Genomic DNA, 18242 nt, shown 5'->3' with positions numbered 1-18242 from the left:
CCACCGCCTTGCGCGAAAGCGGCAACGCCGCAGAGCGGGTGCAACCTCCAGCGTGCGGTGCGGCATTTTCCCGTTGTGCGGGGCCGTTCAAGCTGACACACTCCCGACATGATGGCCTGGGTCAGGCTTCGGCAGGGGGACGGACATGATGCGTTTCGACGTGAGCACAGCCCGACGGATCCGCGCGATCCTCGGTGGCGCAGCCCTTTCCACGGCGCTTCTCTTCTCCTCCCACGGCGCATTCGCCGCCAAGACATCGCTGGTTCTGGGCATGACGATCGAGCCGCAGGGGCTGGACCCCACCGTCGCCGCACCCGTCGCCATCGGGCAGGTGACCTGGCAGAACGTGTTCGAGGGGCTGGTGGCGATCGACCGGGAGGGCAAGGTCGTGCCGCAGCTTGCCAAGAGCTGGGAGATCTCGCCGGACGGGCTGACCTATACGTTCAAGCTGCAGGAGGGCGTGACCTTCCACGACGGCGAGGCGTTCGACAGCGGGGTGGCGAAATTCTCGCTCGACCGCGCCCGCGGGCCGGACTCGACCAACGGGCAGAAGCGCTTCTTCGCCGCGATCGACACGATCGCGACGCCGGACAAGACGACACTGGTGCTGACGCTGAAGAAGCCGCAGGGAAGCCTTCTCTACTGGCTCGGCTGGCCCGCCTCGGTCATGGTCGGCACGAAGAGCGCGGCCGACGACAAGACCAGGCCCGTGGGCACCGGCCCCTTCACCTTCGTCAGCTGGACGAAGGGCGACCGGGTGGAGCTGGCCGCCAACCCGAACTACTGGAACAAGACCGTCAAGGTGCGGCTTCAGGCCGTGACCTTCCGCTTCATCCCCGACGCGCAGGCGCAGGCGGCGGCGATCACCACCGGCGGCGTCGATGCCTTTCCCGAGTTCGCCGCGCCCGAGCTGATGGAGAGCTTCAAGGACAAGGCCGATCTCGTGACGGTCATCGGCAACACCGAGCTGAAGGTCGTCGCCGGCATGAACAATGCCCGCAAACCCTTCGACGACAAGCGCGTGCGGCAGGCGCTGATGATGGCGATCGACCGGCAGACCGTGATCGACGGCGCCTGGTCCGGCCTCGGCACGGCCATCGGCAGCCATTACACGCCGAACGATCGCGGCTATATCGATCTCACGGCCAAGCATCCCTATGACGTCGAGAAGGCCAAGGCGCTGCTGGCGGAAGCGGGCTATCCCGACGGCTTTGCCTTCACCATCAAGACGCCGCAGATGGCCTATGCGCCGCGCAGCGCCGAGGTGATGCAGGCCATGCTGGCCGAGATCGGCGTGACCATGACCATCGAGCCCACCGAATTTCCGGCCAAATGGGTTCAGGACGTCTTCAAGGGCGGCGACTACGACATGACCATCGTCGCCCATGCCGAGCCGATGGACATCGACATCTACGCCCGCGACCCCTACTATTTCCACTACAAGAACCCGGCCTTCTCTGAGATCATCGACAAGGTGGAAGCGACAGCCGACCCGGCCAAGCAGGATGCGCTCTACCAGGAGGCACAGAAGATCCTCGCCGAGGACGTGCCGGCCCTGTTCCTGTTCGTCATGCCCAAGCTCGGCGTGTGGAACGCCAAGCTCAAGGGTCTCTGGGAAAACGAACCGATCCCGTCCAACGTGCTGAGCGAGGTCTATTGGGAGGAATGAGAGCGAGCGTGTCTTGCCTGATGGCGGCCGTGGAGGCGAGGGGATGCCGTCGCCTCAAGTCCCTTCTCCCCATTTCGATGGGGAGAAGGTCGCGGCAGCGGGATGAGGGGCGGGCTTGCGGCAGGCTCCGCGCGTCGTGGCGGCCCCTCACCCTAACCCTCTCCCCGCCTGCGGGGAGAGGGGACGTGGCAGGCGCATCGGTCGAGGGTGTGGAGGGCGTTTGCCACGGGTGCCTTCTCCCCATCCCGATGGGGAGAAGGTGGCGGCAGCCGGATGAGGGGCGGGCTTGCGCCATGCTTCGCGCTTCGCGGCAGCCCCTCACCCTAGCCCTCTCCCCGCCTGCGGGGAGAGGGGACGTGGCAGGCGCTTTCGTCGTGCGTGTGGAGGGCGTTTGCCACGGGTGCCTTCTCCCTATCCCGATGGGGAGAAGGTGGCGGCAGCCGGATGAGGGGCGGGCTTGCGCCATGCTTCGCGCTTCGCGGCGGCCCCTCACCCTACCCCTCTCCCCGCCTGCGGGGAGAGGGGGCGTGGCAGGCGCATCGGTCGAGGGTGTGGAGGGCACGAGCCACGGGTCCCTTCGCCCCATCCCGATGGGGAGAAGGTGGCGGCAGCCGGATGAGGGGCTGGCCACAGGCGCAACGGCCGGGATCGAGCCAACTGTATCCTTGCACCTTGTTCCGTGTCGGGCCACCTTATGACCGGCCTGCTGCTGCGGCGGGTCGCGAGCCTCTTTCTGACGCTCCTCGCCGTCTCCGCGCTGATCTTTCTCGTCATGGATGTGCTGCCGGGCGATCCCGCAGCGATCATGCTGGGGACGTCGGCGACGCCGGAGACGCTGGAGGCGTTGCGGCGGCAACTGGGGCTCGATCAGCCGCTGGTGCTGCGCTACCTGTCATGGCTCGGCGGTGTCGCGACCGGCGATCTCGGCATGTCCTACACCTATGGCGTGCCCGTGGCCGGGCTGATCGCCGAGCGGCTGGCGGTAACGCTTCCGCTCGCCTTCATCGCCATTCTCCTTTCGGTCGCCATCGCCGTTCCGCTCGGGGTCGCCTCGGCCGCCCGGCGCAACGGTGCCGTCGATTATGCCGCGGGCCTGCTGTCGCAGATGTTCATCGCGGTTCCCGGCTTCTGGGTGGGGTTGCTGCTGGTGCTGGTCTTTTCCGTCTCGCTCGGCTGGGTGCCGTCGGGCGGCTTTCCCGGCTGGCGGGCGGGGATCGTGCCGGCGCTGGGCGCGCTGGTGCTGCCGGCCATCGCGCTCGCTCTGCCGCAGGCGGGCGTTCTCACGCGGGTCACGCGCTCGGCGGTCATCGAGGTGATGAACGAGGATTTCGTGCGCACCGCGCGTGCCAAGGGCCTGCCGCGCCGCACGGCCCTGTGGCGGCATGCGGTGCCGAATGCGCTGGTGCCGGTCGTCACCATTCTCGGCCTGCAGTTCACCTTCCTGATCGCCGGGGCGGTGCTGGTCGAAAACGTGTTCAACCTGCCGGGCCTCGGCCGTCTCGCCTTGCAGGCTCTGTCCCAGCGCGACATCATCGTCATGCAGGATGTCGTCCTGTTCTTCGCGGCATTGGTCATCGTCATGAATTTCCTGGTCGATCTCTCCTATCTCGCGCTCGATCCGCGCCTGCGGAAGCGCGCATGAGCGCGGCTTCGCCCTCCGATACACGCCGCGCCGCGCCATCCGGTGACCGGCTGAGGCGCGCGGTGGCGCGGGGCAATCTCCTGATCGGAAGCCTGCTGATCGGCCTCATCGGCGCGGTCGCCCTCATGTCGCTCGTCTGGACGCCGCTGCCGCCGGGCAAGCTGCAGATCGTGCAGAAGCTCAAACCGCCGCTCGCGCAAGGCCTGCTCGGCACCGACCATCTCGGCCGTGACGTCGCCTCCATGCTCATGGTCGGCGCGTGGAATTCCCTGTCGATCGCGGTGCTGGCGGTCACGATGGGTGCGCTCGCCGGCACACTCCTTGGCGTGACCGTCGCGGCGCGGCGCGGCTGGTTCGAGGCGATCATGATGCGGGCGAACGACGTGATCTTCGCGCTGCCGCCCATTCTCTCGGCCATGATGCTCGGCGCGCTGCTCGGCACCGGCCGGCGGACCGCCATCATCGCCATCGCGGTCTTCATGGTGCCGGTCTTCGCGCGGGTGACGGCCAGTGCCGCCCTGCAGGTCTGGTCGCGGGATTATGTGCTGGCGGCGCGGGGCGCGGGCAAGGGCGGTGTCCGCATCACGGTCGATCACGTCCTACCCAATATCGCCAATCAGATCATCGTGCAGGTGACGATCCAGCTCGGTCTTGCCATCCTCACCGAGGCGGGCCTGAGCTTTCTCGGTCTCGGCATGGCGCCGCCGGCGCCGACCTGGGGGCGGATGCTCGCCGACGCCCAGACCTATCTCGGCCGCGCGCCGTGGCTCGCCATCCTGCCCGGCCTTGCCATCGCGCTGACGGTGTTCGGCTTCAACATGCTCGGCGATGGCCTGCGCGACCTGCTCGACCCGCGCGAGAAGGGTCGCCGATGACGCCGCCGCTGCTTCAAATCGAAGATCTCGCCATCTCCATCGACCGTCCCGGCGGCGGGCGGCAGCCGATCCTGACCGATATCGATATCACGCTGCGTGCTGGGGAGACGCTCGGCATCGTCGGCGAAAGCGGATCGGGAAAGTCGCTGCTGTCGCTTGCCGTCCTGGGGCTTCTGCCCCCGGTCGCGCACGCGACGGGCCGCATCCTGCTGGAGGGGCGCGACCTTCTGGCGATGGACGAGGATGCGCTCTGCTCTGTGCGCGGTCGCCGCATCGGCATGATCTTCCAGGAGCCGCTGACGGCGCTCAATCCCGCCATGACAGTCGGGGACCAGATCGCCGAGGGGCTGGTGATCCAGGAGGGCCTGTCCTGGCGGGCAGCGCGGCGCGAGGCGATCACGCTGCTCGACCGCGTGCGCATGCCGGATGCGGCGCAGCTGTCCCGCGCCTATCCGCACGCGCTGTCCGGCGGGCAGCGGCAGCGGGTCGGCATCGCCATCGCGCTCGCCATGAAGCCCGCGCTGATGATCGCAGACGAGCCGACGACCGCGCTCGACGTAACGGTGCAGGCCGAGGTGCTGGATATCCTCGACGATCTCACCCGCGATGCCGGCATGGCGCTCATTCTCGTCAGCCACGACCTCGGCGTCATCGCCCGCATGTGCGCCCGCACCCTCGTGCTCTATGCCGGCCGGCGCATGGAGGAGGGGGCGACGCGCGATGTGCTGACGGCGCCGCTCAACCCCTATACGCGCGGGCTGTTGCGCGCCGTTCCGCGGCGGCAGGCGCAGGGCGGGAGGCTTGCCACTATTCCCGGCACGGTGCCGTCCTTTGCCGCGCTTCCGCCCGGCTGCTGTTTTTCCGACCGCTGTCCCGACGTCATCCCCGCCTGCCATGCAGGCGAGCCGGCATGGACGCGCCCCGCATCCGGCCGCGGCGTCCGCTGCATCCGCGCACACGGGGCGGCCGCGTCGTGAGCCCGGCGCCGCTTCTCGATATCCGCAGGCTGTCGCGCGACTATGCAAGCGGCGGGCTGCTCGGTGGCAAGCACGTGACCCGGGCGCTCGCCGAACTGAGCATGACCGTCGCGCCGGGCACGATCCACGGCATCGTCGGCGAGTCCGGCTGCGGGAAATCGACGCTTGCCCGGCTGGTCATGGCGCTCGACCGTCCGACCTCCGGGAGCGTTCATTTCGACGGCGAGGATCTCTTCCGCCTTTCGCAGCGCGACCTGAAGCGCAAGCGGCGCGACTTTCAGATGGTGTTCCAGGACCCTTTCGGCTCGCTCGATCCGCGCCAGACGGTCGGGCGCATCGTGGCCGAGCCGCTGCATGTGCTGGAGGGGTCGCCGGGCCGGGCCGAGCGCCGCGACCGGGTGGCGGCGATGCTCGAGGCTGTGGGTCTCGCGCCCGACCATGCGGACCGCTATCCGCATGCGTTTTCCGGCGGGCAGCGCCAGCGCATCGCGATTGCCCGCGCGCTGATCACGGAGCCGAAGCTGGTCGTGGCTGACGAGGCGGTGTCCGCGCTCGATCTCTCGGTGCAGGCGCAGGTGCTGAACCTGTTGATGGACCTGCGCGATCGGCGCGGGGTGACGTTCCTGTTCATCACCCACAATCTCGCGGTCGTCGATGCCGTGGCCGACCGGGTGGGCGTGATGTATCGCGGGCGTCTGGTGGAGAGCGGTCCGGCACAGGCCGTTTTCGCCCGCCCGCTGCATCCCTATACGAGGCTGCTGGCCGATGCCGAGCCGGATGTGACCCGCTTCGGCCGGCCGGAACGACCGCCCGTCCTTGTGGCGGCGCCGATCGATGCCGAGGTCGGCTGCAGCTTTCGCAATCGCTGTCCGCTCGCCGTGGCGCGATGTGCGACCGAGCGGCCGGAGCTGCGCGCGCTTGCGGGCGGGCCGCAGATGGGCGAACGGCAGACGGCCTGCCACCGCGCCGAAATGCTGCTGGAAACGACCACACCGGGATGATGGAGACGATATGACCGACCTTCTCGACAGCACCATCCCGCAGTTGCGCGCCCGTTTCGCGGACCGCACGCTGTCGCCTTCGGAATACTGGCAGGCGGTCGAGGCGCGGATTGCGGCCTTCGAGCCGTCCGTCGCGGCGCTTTATGCCTACGACCCGGACGACGCGCGGGCACAGGCGGCGGCGTCCACCGCCCGCTGGCAGAAGGGCGCGCCGCTCGGGCCGCTCGACGGTATTCCCGTGACGCTGAAGGAACTGATCGCGACGAAGGGCACGCCGGTGCCGCTCGGCACCGCGGCGACGGTTCTGACGCCGGCGGAGGCGGATTCGCCTGTTGCCGCGCGGATGCGGGAGGACGGCGCGGTGATCTTCGCCAAGACCACCTGTCCCGACTACGGCATGCTCTCCTCCGGTCTGTCGAGCTTCCACCCCTTGAGCCGCAATCCGTGGAATACGGCGATGAATCCCGGCGGCTCGAGCGCGGGTGCGGCCGCGGCCGGTGCCGCCGGCTACGGACCGCTGCATATCGGCACGGATATCGGCGGCTCCGTTCGCCTGCCGGCCGGCTGGACGGGGCTGTTCGGCTTCAAGCCGAGCAATGGCCGTATCCCGATCGATCCCTATTATGTCGGGCGTTGCGCGGGGCCGATGACGCGGACGGTCGAGGATGCGGCCTTTGCCATGGCCACGCTGTCGCGGCCGGACGGGCGGGATGCCACGAGCCTGCCGCCGAACACGATCGACTGGATGGATCTCGACATCGACGTCCGCGGCCTGCGGATCGGCCTGATGCTGGATGCCGGATGCGGTCTCGAGGCCGAGCCGGAGGTGAAGGCGGCGGTGATCGCCGGCGCCCGGCAGTTCGAGGCGGCAGGGGCCGAGGTGATCGAGGTCGGGCCTGTGATGACGCGGGCGATGCTGGATGGGCTCGACGATTTCTGGCGGGCGAAGTTCTGGGGCGACATCCGCGGCCTGCCTGTGGAACGCCGGGCGAGGATCCTGCCCTATATCCATGCCTGGGCCGAGCGGGGGGCGGACGTCACCGGCGTGCAGGCCGTCGCGGGTTTCGGGCAGACGATGGCGATGCGGAAGGCGGCGGCCAGGCTGTTTTCGACGGTGGACGCCGTCCTCTCGCCCACCAATCCGGTCGTGTCCTACCCGGCCGACTGGGCCTCGCCGACCAACGATCCGGAACGGCCCTTCGAACACATCGCCTTCACCGTGCCGTGGAATATGTCGGAACAGCCGGCGGCCTCGATCAATGCCGGCTTTTCCGCCTCCGGCATGCCGATCGGCCTGCAGATCGTGGGGCCACGTTTTGCGGATCTCACGGTGCTGAAACTCTCGAAGCTGTTCGAAACCCTGACGGGCGGTATCCGCCGGTGGCCGCGCCCGGGCTGAGCGGCTTTACTCGGCGGCCACGATATCGGGGCGTTCGAGGTTGACGGCGATGTGCGGCCAGAGCGGTTCGGTGTCGGCGATGAGCGCCGTCGTGCCGGCGGCGATCCAGGGAATGTCGGTGCCGGGGCGGGTGCCGATGCGCACCTCCAGCCCGGCCTCGCGGGCGATCACGGCACCGCCGGCGATGTCCCACAGGGTCGTGTACATCTGCAGATGGCCGTCATAGGTGCCGCGCGCGGCAAAGAGCAGGCCGATGGAGGTCGAGCGGATCGACTGGACGACCCAGCCGGCATGGCGCAGGCCGACCGTCAGCGCCGCAACCTCGTCGGCCTCGTTCGGCGAGGCGTCGCCGAGCGACATCACGCGCACATCCTCGAACGGCACGGTGCGGGTGAAGGGCTGGCCGTTGCGCATCAGCCCGGTGCCGTCTGCGGCAGCGTAGATCTCGCGGAACACCGGCATGGCGACGACGCCGAGATCGGGCCGGCCATGGGTGACGTGGCCGAGCGAGATGCCCCACAGCGGCGAGCCGCGCAGGAAGTTCGCGGTTCCGTCGATCGGGTCGATGATCCAGTAGGCATCGCCACCCGTGCCGCCCATCTCCTCGCCGACCACGGCCTCGCCCGGAAAGGCTTCCGCCAGCCGCGCCCGCACCAGATGCTCGACGCTCGTGTCGGCCTCGGTCACGAAGTCCTGAAAGCCTTTGGCGCCCGTGGCGATCGTCGCGCGGGTCTCGAAGAAACCGAGCGCCATCTCCATCGCGTCCGCGATCACCGCAACGGCCTTTTCCAGCCGGGTCTGCGTCGTCGTCATGCCGGATACCCCTCTTCCGTCTCGGGCGCTGCCCCTGTCGCCTCCGTCGTCTCTATCGCGGCTTTTGTGCACTGCGCAAGCGCGTGGTTCTGCTCGGTAAACTCTCGCTTTCGCATAAGGGCGTTAGAGGCAACCATCGTCGGGGCGGAATCGGAGGTCGGTCACGTGAGCCTCGCGAAAAGGCGTCAAATGGATTGACAGGAGGGCCAAAAGCGTGGATTTTCCGCGCACTTCCGAGGGGGGCACCGAACGGTGCTGAGATGGGCGTTGAGCCTGGACCCTTGAACCTGATCCGGGTCATACCGGCGTAGGAACGGAAACAGGTGTCCGCTCACGGCCCTTTCTCTCTTCTCCGCTTCGCCCGGATCTCCGTCGCCCTTGTGTGGAGATCGCCGATGCCGTTGCCTGTTCGTCTGTTTCCCCCGCCGCGCGATACCGGTCTCTAGGCATGCGCGCGTTTCACGCGGCACTCGGGCTCGGCGTGCTGGTTCTCATCTGGCAGGCCGGCACGGCCGTGTTTTCGCCGCCGGCCTATCTGCTGCCGTCGCCGCTGGCTGTCGCCGCGGTATTTCGGGAGCAGTCGGCGTTTCTTTTGTCCCAAAGCCTCGTCACGCTGTCGGAAATCCTGATCGGGCTCGTCGCGGGCGCGGCGCTCGGTGCGGGCACGGCGTTCGTGCTGGCGGCGAGCCCGCGCATCGGGCCGTTCGTCTGGCCGACGATCCTCATCCTGCAGGCGTTGCCGGTCTTCGTTCTCGCGCCGATCCTCGTCGTCTGGCTCGGCTTCGGCATGGCCTCGAAGGTGGCCATGACCGTGCTCATCATCTTCTTTCCCGTCGCCTCGGCCTTTGCCGACGGGCTGAACCGGACGGAACGGGACATCGTGGATGCCGTGTCCCTGACGCAGGCCTCGCACTGGCAGGCGCTCGTGTCGGTGCGGGCGCCGCTGGCGCTGCCGAGCCTCGTTTCCGGCCTGCGCGTCGCCGCCCCGCTGGCGCCGCTCGGCGCCGTCGTCGGCGAGTGGGTCGGTGCGTCCGCCGGTCTCGGCTTCGTCATGGTGCAGGCCAATGCCCGCATGCAGACGGCCACCGTCTTCGCCGCCATGGTCGTGCTGGCCGTCATGACGCTGCTCCTGCGCCTGCTGGTCGATCTCCTCACCGCCCGCCTTGCGCCCTGGGCGCGGGAGGGCGATCGCCTTCATCCCGAACATCGATCCTCTCAACCCGTCCCATCCCGGAGATCTGCATGATCCGTCTTCTCGTCGCGACGATGCTTGGCCTGTCCAGCCTTTTCGCCTCCACCTCCGCGCAGGCCGCCGACCCGCTGACCGTGCTGCTCGAATGGTTCGTCAATCCCGACCATGCGCCCCTGGTGGTCGCGCAGGAGAAGGGCCTGTTCGCCGAGGCGGGGCTCGATGTCACGCTGGTGCCGCCGGCGGACCCTTCCGTCGTGCCGCGACTCGTGGCGGCAAAGCAGGCGGATATCGGCATCCACTACCAGCCCAATCTCTATCGCGACCATGAAGCGGGCCTGCCGCTCGTGCGCTTCGGCACGCTGGTGGAGACGCCACTGAACACGGTGACGGTGCTGGCGGACGGGCCGATCAAGAGCCTGAAGGACCTGAAAGGCCGGAAGGTCGGCTATTCCGTCTCCGGCTTCGAGGATGTGCTGCTGCAGCGCATGCTGGCGTCCGAAGGGCTCGGCAAGGACGATGTCGAGCTTGTCAACGTCAACTTCTCGCTCTCGCCGTCGCTGATCTCGGGCGCGGTCGATGCGACGATCGGCGGTTATCGCAATTTCGAACTGACGCAGATGAAGCTCGAGGGACATCCCGGCCGCGCCTTCTTTCTGGAGGAGCACGGTATCCCGGTCTATGACGAGCTGGTCTTCGTCACCCATCGCGATCTCGTGACCGATACCCGGCTGCCGCGCTTCCTGTCGGCGGTCGAGGAGGCTTCCATCTTCCTCACCAACCATCCCGACGAAGCCTGGGCGCTGTTCGCCAAGGCCTATCCCAACCTCAACGACGAACTGAACCGCACCGCCTTCTTCGATACGCTGCCGCGCTTCGCCAAGCGTCCCGCTGCGCTCGATACCGGCCGCTATGCCCGCTTCGGCGCCTTCATGCAGGAGGAGGGGCTGATCGCTAAGGCGCTCGAGGTTTCCGATATCGCCGTGGAGCTGAAATGAGCGCGATCACGGCACAGGCTGTCGCGGACATGCTGGCGCGGGTGCGGCAGGCGCGGCCGCGCGTGCATTGCCTCATGAACAGCGTGGTGCAGAAGTTCACCGCCGACGGCATCACGGTCATCGGGGGCTTGCCCTCGATGACCGGATCGCTGGAGGAGGTGGAAAGCTTCGTCGGCCGCGCGGATGCGCTGACCGTCAATCTCGGAACGCTCGATGCGGAGCGCCGCGAGGCGATCCGTCTCGGCGTTGCGGTCGCCCGGGCACAGGGCAAGCCGTGGATCGTCGATCCCGTCCATTGCGATTACTCGCCGTCACGGCTCGCCTTCGCACGCGAGCTGATCGCGCTGCAGCCGACCGTGGTGCGCGGCAACCGTGCCGAGATGGCGCTGATCGGCGAAACGCCCGGGATCTTGCGGATCGTCACCGGCCCGGTCGATCTGCTGCAACTCGGTAAAACGTCCGTTGAGATCGGCAACGGGCATCCCTTCATGGCGCAGGTGACCGGCACCGGCTGTCTCTCGGGCGGCGTGATCGCCGCGTTCCTCGCGGTCGAGCCGGATGCGCTAGCGGCCGCCTCGGCCGCCCTGACGGTGACCGGGGTCGCGGCGGAACGGGCGGCGCCCCATGCGCGCGGGCCCGGCACGTTCTCGGCCGCCTTCCTCGATGCGCTGGCAGCCGTCGGCGACACCGACATTCTTTCTCTTGCAAGGATCCGACATGACCATCCCGAACACGATTAAGGTCGATGACCGTTTGAACGCGATCGTCGATGCATCGCTGGCGGACATCGCGCCGCTGCCAGAGCTGGCGCTGGCTGCCGCCCGCCATGGTGCAACGCTGATCCAGTACCGCGACAAGACCGCATCCACGCGCGTCATGGTCGAGCGCGCGGTCGCCATCCGGGCGGCGCTTGCCGGCACGGGCGTGGCCTTCGTCGTCAACGACCGGGTGGACGTGGCGCTGGCGGCGGGTGCGGATGGCGTGCATCTCGGGGCCGACGACATGGACGCGCCGACGGCGCGGCGGTTGCTGGGCGACGCCGCGATCATCGGGCTGACGGTGAAAACGCCAGCCGATGCGGCGCGCGCAGGTCGTGCGCCGATCGACTATGCCTGCATCGGCGGCGTGTTCGAGACGCTCTCCAAGGTCAATCCGGACCCGCCGGTCGGGCTGGACGGATTGCGCGCGCTGCGCGGGACGATCCGACGCCTTCGGCCGGACATGCCCGTGAGCGCCATCGCCGGCATCGACCTGTCGCGCGTGCCGGACGTGATCGCGGCCGGTGCGGATGGCGTGGCGGTGATCTCGGCCATCTTCCGGGCGAGCGATATCGCCGGGGCGACGACCGCGTTCCGCACGGCGGTGGATGCCGCGCTGGAGGGCAGGGCATGACCGCGATCGCGCTCACCATCGCCGGCTCCGATAGCGGCGGCGGTGCCGGCATCCAGGCCGACATCAAGACGTTTTCCGCACTCGAGACCTTTGCCACCAGCGTGATCACCGCCGTGACGGCGCAAAACACGATGGGCGTGACGGCGGTCGAGGATATCTCCTGCGGCCTGATCGCCGCGCAGATGGCGGCGGTGTTTGCCGACATGGATGTCCGGGCGCTGAAGATCGGCATGGTGTCGCGGGCCGAGACCATCGAGACGATCGCGGCCGGCCTCGAGGGCTTCTCCGAGCCCGTCGTGCTCGATCCCGTCATGGTCGCGACATCGGGCGACCGGCTGCTGCGGGAAGAGGCGATCGATGCGCTCCGGAGCGTGCTGGTGCCGCGGGCCGCGATCGTGACGCCGAACCTGCCGGAGGCAGCACTTCTGACGGGGCTGCCGATCGCGCAGGACCGTGCCGCCGTGACCAGGCAGGCGGAGGCTATCCTGAAGGCCGGGGCGGCCAGCGTGTTGATCAAGGGCGGGCATGGCGAGGGGCCCGAGAGCATCGACCTGCTGTTCGATGGCGAGAGCGTGCGGGCCTTCGCCGCACCGCGCATCGCCACGCGCAACGACCACGGCACGGGCTGCACGCTCGCTGCGGCCATCACCGCCCATCTTGCGCGCGGCTACGCGCTGGTCGAGGCCGTCAGCCTGTCGAAGACCTATCTCCATCAGGCGCTGGAAGCGGGGCGTGGTGTTGCGATCGGCAAGGGTCGGGGCCCCGTGCACCATTTCTACCGGTGGTGGACGGCGTGACGGGCGCGCCGGGCCAAGGGGATATCGAGACCGGCGTCGGTTCTGCCGGCGCGCCTGCGCGCGTCGCCGCTGCCGTGCTGCGCGTGCTCGACCGTCTCCTCGGCTCGCTCGCCGGGCTCGTTCTTGCGACCATGCTCGTCGTGGTGCTTGCCGGCGTGGTGTTGCGCTATGGGTTCAAGACCGGGCTGATGGGCGCGGAGGACCTGGGGATCTGGCTGCACATCGCGCTCATCGCGCTCGGTGCGCCTCTGGCCCTGAACGGGCCGCTGGCCATGCGGCTCGATATTCTGGTGTCGCGCCTGCCGCCCCTGCCGCAGCGGCTTGCCGGTATCGGGGCGGACGGGGTTTCGGTGCTCGCCGGCCTCGTGCTCGTCTTCGGCGCCGGGGCCGTCATGGAGATGGTCGGGGGCACGTCGCCGACGCTCGGCGTGCCGGAAGCCCTGCGCTTCGGCCTTCCGCTGCTGGGCGGCGCGGCCCTTCTCGCGCGGCTGGTTCTCTGCCGCATTGCCGAGGGGGACATCGCGCGCGCGCTCGCCGGGCCGGTGCTCGGCGTGACGGTGTATCTGCTCGTGGGCCATTTGGTCATCGAGACGTCCTGGCCGCCGAGCGTCTGGATGGCGCTCGTCGCCGGGCTGGGGCTTGTCCTGTCGGCGCCGCTGGCGCATGCGTTTCTGGCCGCCGCCGCGGTGGCGATCGCCTTCGGCAGCAGCCTGCCGGCGCCGGCGATCCTGTCGACGACCGTTGCCGGCCTGTCCAAGTTCCTGCTGCTCGCCGTACCGTTCTTCCTGCTCACCGGCGCGCTTCTGACCGCATCGGGTGCTGCCGACAGGCTGGTGCGGTTCGCGGCAAGCCTCGTCGGGCACCGCCGCGCCGGCCTTGCCCAGACGGTGCTTCTGACCGGGGTGCTGTTTTCGGGCGCGTCCGGCTCGTCGGTCGCGAACGCCGCCTTCGGGGCGGCGACGTTCCAGCCGGAGCTGGTGCGCCACGGCTATCCGCCGGCGCAGGCCGGGGCCATCGTCGCGGCAACCTCCGTGCTCGACAACGTCATCCCGCCCTCCATCGCCTTCCTGCTTCTCGCGGCCGCGACCAACCTGTCGATCGGCGCGCTGCTGACCGGCGGCTTCGTCGCCGGCGGGCTGATGGCGCTCTGCCTTGCCGTCGCCATCGCGCTTACGGCCGGCGATCACGGGCGCATGCCGCGCGTCGGGCGCGACGTTCAGTTGCGTGCGGCGCTGTCGGCCGTTCCCGCCTTCGGGCTCGGGCTCATCGTCGTCTTCGGCATCCGCATCGGCGTCGTTACGACAACAGAGGCCGCGGCGCTCGCGGCGGCCTATACGCTCCTTCTCGCGCTGATGGCGCGGCGCGGCGTTCCCGGCCTGTTCGGCGTCTTCCGGCAGGCTGCTGTGGAGGTGTCGGCCATCGGGCTCCTGATCGGCACAGCCGCGCCCTTCGCCTTTCTGCTCGCGGTCGATGATATCGCCGGGGTGATGCAGTCCGTCGTGACGCTGCTCGGGGGCAGTGCGCTTGCGGTGCTTCTGCTCTCCAACCTCGTCCTGCTGGCGCTGGGGCTGATCCTCGACATCGGTGCGGCGATCCTCCTCATCGGGCCCGTGCTGCTGCCGGCGGCGGTCGCTGCCGGCATCGATCCGGTGCATTTCGGGGTCATCCTCGTCGTCAACCTGATGATCCACGGGCTGACGCCACCGCTCGGCCTGCTCGTCTATGTCGTCTCCGGCGTTACCGGCGTGCCGGCCTCCGCCCTGTTTCGGGCCGTGCTTCCTTATCTCGGGGCGCTTCTCGTCGCCCTTTTCATCCTGTCCGCGCTCGCGCTCGTCTTCCGTCCATGAGGATCCGTAAACCCATGTCCACCACCACCCGCCGCACCTTCCTGGCATCGTCTCTCGCCGCCGGCCTGTTCGCCCCGGCACTCATTCGCCCGGCCTTTGCCAAAACCACGAGCCTCACGGTCGCCTCTCTGCTCGGGGAGGACAAGCCGGAGACGAAGATCTGGCGGCACATCGCCGAGCGGGTGGAAAGCCGCATGCCCGGTCGCTTCCGGTTCAACATCGTCGCCAACGGCGCCTTGGGCGGGGAAAAGGAGGTGGCCGAGGCGACGCGGCTCGGCGCGGTGCAGGCAAGCCTCTCCACCGTCTCTTCGCTGTCCGGCTGGGTGCCGGAGCTGCAGATCCTCGACCTGCCGTTTCTCTACCGCGATGCCGCGCATGTGGCCCGCGTCGTCAACGGCGAGATCGGCGCCGACCTTCAGGCCAGGCTCAAGGCCCAGAACTTCGTTGCCACCGGCTTCATCGATTACGGTGCACGGCATCTTCTGGCCAAGGAACCGATCCTGCGTCCGCAGGAGATGGTGGGCCGGAAGATCCGGGTGATCCAGAGCCCGCTGCACACCAGGCTCTGGTCCGGCTTTGGCGCGGTGCCGGTCGGCATTCCCATCACGGAAACCTACAACGCGCTGTCGACCGGCGTTGCCGATGCGATGGACCTGACGAAATCCGCCTATGCCGGCTTCAAGCTCTATGAGGTGGTGCCAGTGATGATGCTGACCGGCCATATCCGCGCCTCCGGCGTCGTCTATTTCGCCGGAAGCTTCTGGAACGGGCTGTCGCCCGAGGAGCAGCAGGTGCTGTCGGATGCCTCGACGGAGGGAGCGGCCATGTTCGATGCGCTGATCGTGGCCGACGAGGAAAAGAGCGTGGCGACCGCGCTGTCCCATGGCGGGCAGGTGCTGGCGGTGCCGGATATCGCCGAATGGCGGCAGGGCGCGCGCGGTGTCTGGGACGCGTTCGCGCCCGTTGTCGGCGGGCAGGCGCGCATCGAGGCGGTCGAGACGATCTAAGGCCGGTGAGGGCGAAGTGCGTGCTTCGCCCTCACCGGACCCTCAGGCGACCGGCCGGGTCGGGCCGGGGGCCGGCTCGGTGAACCATGTCGGGCCCGTCTCGGTCATGTGGATGTGGTCTTCGAGGCGAATGCCGAAGCGGTCGGGGAAGACGACCATCGGCTCGTTGGAGAACACCATGCCGGCGCGCAGCGGCAGGGTGTTGCCGCGCACGATATAGGGATGTTCGTGGATCTCGAGCCCGAGACCGTGGCCGGCGCGGTGGGGCAGGCCGGGCAGCGAGTAGTCCGGGCCGAGGCCGTGGCGCACGAGCACCGCACGCGCGGCATCGTCGAGGCTGTGGCAGGGCGCGCCGATGCGCGCGGCGTCGAACACGGCCTGCTGCGCCTCCCGCTCGATGGCCCAGGCGCGGGCGAAGTCCGGTGTCGCCTCGCCCAGCATGTAGGTGCGGGTGAGGTCCGAGTGGTAGCCGTCGATCCGCGTGCCCGTGTCGACCAGGATCGCATCGCCTTCGCACAGGACCTGATCGCCATCCGCACCATGCGGCAGGGAGGTGGCGGTGCCGAAGGAGACGATGCAGAAGGTGGAGCCGGAACCGGCGAGCGCCCGATGCTCGCGGTCGATAAAGCGTACGATGTCGGATGCCGGCACGCCCGGCGCCATCTGCGCATGCGCCCGCTTGTGCACCTCCAGCGTGATGGTCATGGCATGCTGGATGATGGCGATTTCGGCCGCTGACTTGACGATCCGGATGTCGCGGATGACGGGGCCGCCATCCACGAGGCGCTCCTGGCCGAACGCCGTTGCCAACGGATGATAGATGGCGAGCGGCAGCGCATCGTCGAGCGCGAGCGTGCCGTTCGCGCCGATAATGCGGCGGACGAGATCGGCGGGGCTCTCCTCCTCCTGCCAGACGGCGATTTCACCCGGCAGGTGCGGCAGGGTCTCGACGCGGCTCTGCTCGAAGCCGGGGACGATGTAATGCAGCGCCGTCGGGGTGATCAGGGCGCCGAGCAGGCGCTCGCTCGCATGCCAGTGAAGGCCGGTGAAATATTGCAGGCTCTTCGAGGATCCGAGGAGAAGGCCGGCAAGGCCTTGGGCGTCGAGGCTCGCGCGCAGTCGCTCCAGTCGCTCCCGCCGCTCGGCATCGGAAATGAACGCGGGAAGGCCAAGATCGATGGGGGACATGATATGCTTTCTGTCTGTGGGGCGCGGTAAGAGAGGGCGTAGGCGCCCGTCTTCCTAGAGGTTCCGGATGGCGGTCGCCTTGCCCATGTCGCGGGCGACGTATTCCTGGATCTGCCGCACGATCTGGGCGGCATGGGCGATGGCGAGCCGGTCGCATTCCTCGACGTCGCCCGCCTCGATGGCGGCGATGAAGGCCTCGTGCTCATCGACATATTGCCGCGGCAGGCGGTCGTCGAAGGTCGAGTAGTAGAGCCGCAGGATGCGTCGTCCCTCGTCCAGCAGGCGGCTGAAGAAGGTGACGTAGTAGGGATTGCCGCCGAGCACGGCGATGGCGACGTGGAATTCGCGGTTCGCCTCGATCATGCCGTAGGCATCATGGGCTTCGACGGCCTCGGCAAAGGTCCGCTGATGCCGCCGGATCTCCGCCATCTGCGCGGCATCGCGGCGCGAGGCGGCGGCGCGGGTGGTGACGCGATACATGAGGGTGAGTGCGTCGAAATAGGTGGGAAGCTCGGCGAAATCGATGGTGGCGACAATGGTGTTGCGGTTCGGCAGGGTCGTCACGAGACCATCGGCCGACAGACGCAGCAGCGCCTCGCGGATCGGCGTGCGGGACATACCGAAGCGTTCCGACAGCCGAACCTCATCGAGCGGACTGCCGGGCGACAGCGCCATGGCGAGGATTTCGCCACGCAAGGCGGCGTAGACGCTCTGGGTTCCCGACCCGCGGGCCCGAACCGTTTCGGCGGAGATCGCTTCCGTCATGAGACCCCTCTTCGCATTCCGACACGCCCTGCGTCGTCAAGGCTGGGTCCGGTTCTACCATGGGGTAATACAGGATGTCGACATGATCGGCGCGTTCGGCGCAACGAAAAACGGCGCGGCAGAGATGCCGCGCCGAGTCATCAAATCGATTACGGGAAACCGGTCAGAGATTGACCTTGGCATTCTCACCCATGTCGGGACGGGTGTTCGACACGGCGGCTGCGGCCATCTTGATGTAGCTGATGACGGTGCCCGGGCTGTCCCAGTATTCGGCGAAGGAAGGGGTGACGCGCAGGATACGGATCTTCGGGTCGTCCGGGCTGTCCCACCAGGCCTTGGCCGGGGTGCCCCAGAGTTCCTTGATCTTCTCGCGGTCGTTCTCCACGGTCGCGGTGCCGGACAGCGAGACGTATTTCTGGCCCTTGGTGTCGGCGAAGGCGAGGCAGACGTCGGGGTGGGCTTCGACCTCGTCGTCCTTGTGGCTGTCGGCATCCGTCAGGAAGTAGACGGAATTTTCCATGCGCTCCACATACGCCGCCATCGGCCGGGCGCGGATGTCGTTGCCGGTTTCAGTCGCCAGCATGCAAAAGCCGATCTTGTCGATAAGGTCCCAGACCTTCGTCGTGTCATCGGTATGCGCCATGTGTGTCTCCTTGGGTTCGTTTCGCAAGGAGAACAGCGGA

The 18242-nt window shown here is 68.3% G+C and carries 17 protein-coding genes and 1 riboswitch; of the genes, 13 read left to right on the top strand and 4 right to left on the bottom strand.

The window, feature by feature from the left end; translation table 11 throughout:
* The first annotated feature begins 145 nt into the window (after positions 1-145).
* The 6 genes from LRX75_RS09510 (at position 146) to LRX75_RS09485 (ending at position 7563) form a co-directional block, all read left to right on the top strand.
* Complete coding sequence (locus LRX75_RS09510) at positions 146-1669, top strand: ABC transporter substrate-binding protein (RefSeq protein ID WP_231813765.1); 1524 nt, start codon at positions 146-148, stop codon at positions 1667-1669.
* A gap of 694 nt (positions 1670-2363) precedes the next feature.
* Positions 2364-3311 (top strand): ABC transporter permease, encoded by a 948-nt coding sequence (locus LRX75_RS09505; RefSeq protein WP_231813763.1) that lies wholly within the window; start codon positions 2364-2366, stop codon positions 3309-3311.
* 125 nt (positions 3312-3436) lie between these two features.
* The gene (locus LRX75_RS09500) at positions 3437-4186 is read left to right on the top strand and encodes an ABC transporter permease (protein WP_231813981.1); all 750 of its coding nucleotides are present in this window, start codon (positions 3437-3439) and stop codon (positions 4184-4186) included.
* Positions 4183-5163, top strand: coding sequence for an ABC transporter ATP-binding protein (locus LRX75_RS09495; protein ID WP_231813761.1), 981 nt, complete (start codon positions 4183-4185; stop codon positions 5161-5163). Before LRX75_RS09500 ends, LRX75_RS09495 begins: the two co-directional genes overlap by 4 nt.
* On the top strand, positions 5160-6164 hold the full coding sequence (locus tag LRX75_RS09490) for an ABC transporter ATP-binding protein (RefSeq protein WP_231813759.1): 1005 nt from the start codon (positions 5160-5162) through the stop codon (positions 6162-6164). The genes LRX75_RS09495 and LRX75_RS09490 overlap by 4 nt, the downstream gene beginning before the upstream one ends.
* 10 nt (positions 6165-6174) lie before the next feature.
* Complete coding sequence (locus LRX75_RS09485) at positions 6175-7563, top strand: amidase (RefSeq protein ID WP_231813757.1); 1389 nt, start codon at positions 6175-6177, stop codon at positions 7561-7563.
* A gap of 6 nt (positions 7564-7569) precedes the next feature.
* Here LRX75_RS09485 and LRX75_RS09480 read toward each other — a convergent pair whose 3' ends face one another.
* The gene (locus tag LRX75_RS09480) at positions 7570-8376 is read right to left on the bottom strand and encodes an inositol monophosphatase family protein (protein ID WP_231813755.1); all 807 of its coding nucleotides are present in this window, start codon (positions 8374-8376) and stop codon (positions 7570-7572) included.
* 226 nt (positions 8377-8602) lie between these two features.
* Positions 8603-8707: riboswitch (TPP riboswitch) on the top strand.
* Positions 8708-8824: 117 nt separating this feature from the next.
* Between LRX75_RS09480 and LRX75_RS09475 the strand changes: the two genes are divergently transcribed.
* From LRX75_RS09475 to LRX75_RS09445, 7 genes are read left to right on the top strand one after another with little or no spacing between them, the layout of a single operon-like run.
* Positions 8825-9622 carry an ABC transporter permease gene (locus tag LRX75_RS09475; protein WP_231813753.1) on the top strand — a complete coding sequence of 266 codons (798 nt, stop codon included), beginning with the start codon at positions 8825-8827 and terminating at the stop codon, positions 9620-9622.
* A complete protein-coding gene (locus LRX75_RS09470) occupies positions 9619-10563 on the top strand; it encodes an ABC transporter substrate-binding protein (protein ID WP_231813751.1) in 945 nt (314 codons plus the stop codon). Before LRX75_RS09475 ends, LRX75_RS09470 begins: the two co-directional genes overlap by 4 nt.
* A complete protein-coding gene (locus tag LRX75_RS09465) occupies positions 10560-11303 on the top strand; it encodes a hydroxyethylthiazole kinase (protein ID WP_231813749.1) in 744 nt (247 codons plus the stop codon). The genes LRX75_RS09470 and LRX75_RS09465 overlap by 4 nt, the downstream gene beginning before the upstream one ends.
* Entirely contained in the window at positions 11281-11955 is a 675-nt protein-coding gene (gene thiE, locus LRX75_RS09460; RefSeq protein ID WP_231813747.1) for a thiamine phosphate synthase, read from the top strand. The genes LRX75_RS09465 and thiE overlap by 23 nt, the downstream gene beginning before the upstream one ends.
* Positions 11952-12752: a bifunctional hydroxymethylpyrimidine kinase/phosphomethylpyrimidine kinase gene (gene thiD, locus LRX75_RS09455; RefSeq protein ID WP_231813745.1), complete on the top strand. Its 801-nt coding sequence runs from the start codon at positions 11952-11954 to the stop codon at positions 12750-12752. Before thiE ends, thiD begins: the two co-directional genes overlap by 4 nt.
* Before the next feature lie 23 nt (positions 12753-12775).
* Positions 12776-14599 carry a TRAP transporter large permease gene (locus LRX75_RS09450; protein WP_231813979.1) on the top strand — a complete coding sequence of 608 codons (1824 nt, stop codon included), beginning with the start codon at positions 12776-12778 and terminating at the stop codon, positions 14597-14599.
* A gap of 14 nt (positions 14600-14613) precedes the next feature.
* Positions 14614-15606 (top strand): TRAP transporter substrate-binding protein, encoded by a 993-nt coding sequence (locus tag LRX75_RS09445; RefSeq protein ID WP_231813743.1) that lies wholly within the window; start codon positions 14614-14616, stop codon positions 15604-15606.
* Between the two features lie 42 nt (positions 15607-15648).
* Here LRX75_RS09445 and LRX75_RS09440 read toward each other — a convergent pair whose 3' ends face one another.
* The 3 genes from LRX75_RS09440 to LRX75_RS09430 all read right to left on the bottom strand — a co-directional run bounded on the left by LRX75_RS09440 (position 15649) and on the right by LRX75_RS09430 (position 18202).
* The gene (locus LRX75_RS09440) at positions 15649-16794 is read right to left on the bottom strand and encodes a M24 family metallopeptidase (protein WP_231813741.1); all 1146 of its coding nucleotides are present in this window, start codon (positions 16792-16794) and stop codon (positions 15649-15651) included.
* A 54-nt stretch (positions 16795-16848) separates the two neighbouring features.
* A complete protein-coding gene (locus LRX75_RS09435; RefSeq protein ID WP_231813739.1) occupies positions 16849-17559 on the bottom strand; it encodes a GntR family transcriptional regulator in 711 nt (236 codons plus the stop codon).
* 163 nt (positions 17560-17722) lie between these two features.
* A complete protein-coding gene (locus tag LRX75_RS09430) occupies positions 17723-18202 on the bottom strand; it encodes a pyridoxamine 5'-phosphate oxidase family protein (protein ID WP_231813737.1) in 480 nt (159 codons plus the stop codon).
* Positions 18203-18242: the final 40 nt, after the last annotated feature.

This window comes from Rhizobium quercicola (assembly GCF_021168455.1).
GTDB classification, from domain to species: domain Bacteria; phylum Pseudomonadota; class Alphaproteobacteria; order Rhizobiales; family Rhizobiaceae; genus Ferranicluibacter; species Ferranicluibacter quercicola.
Note: the sequence above shows the minus strand (reverse complement) of the source record. Positions and strands in the feature narration are given on the sequence as shown.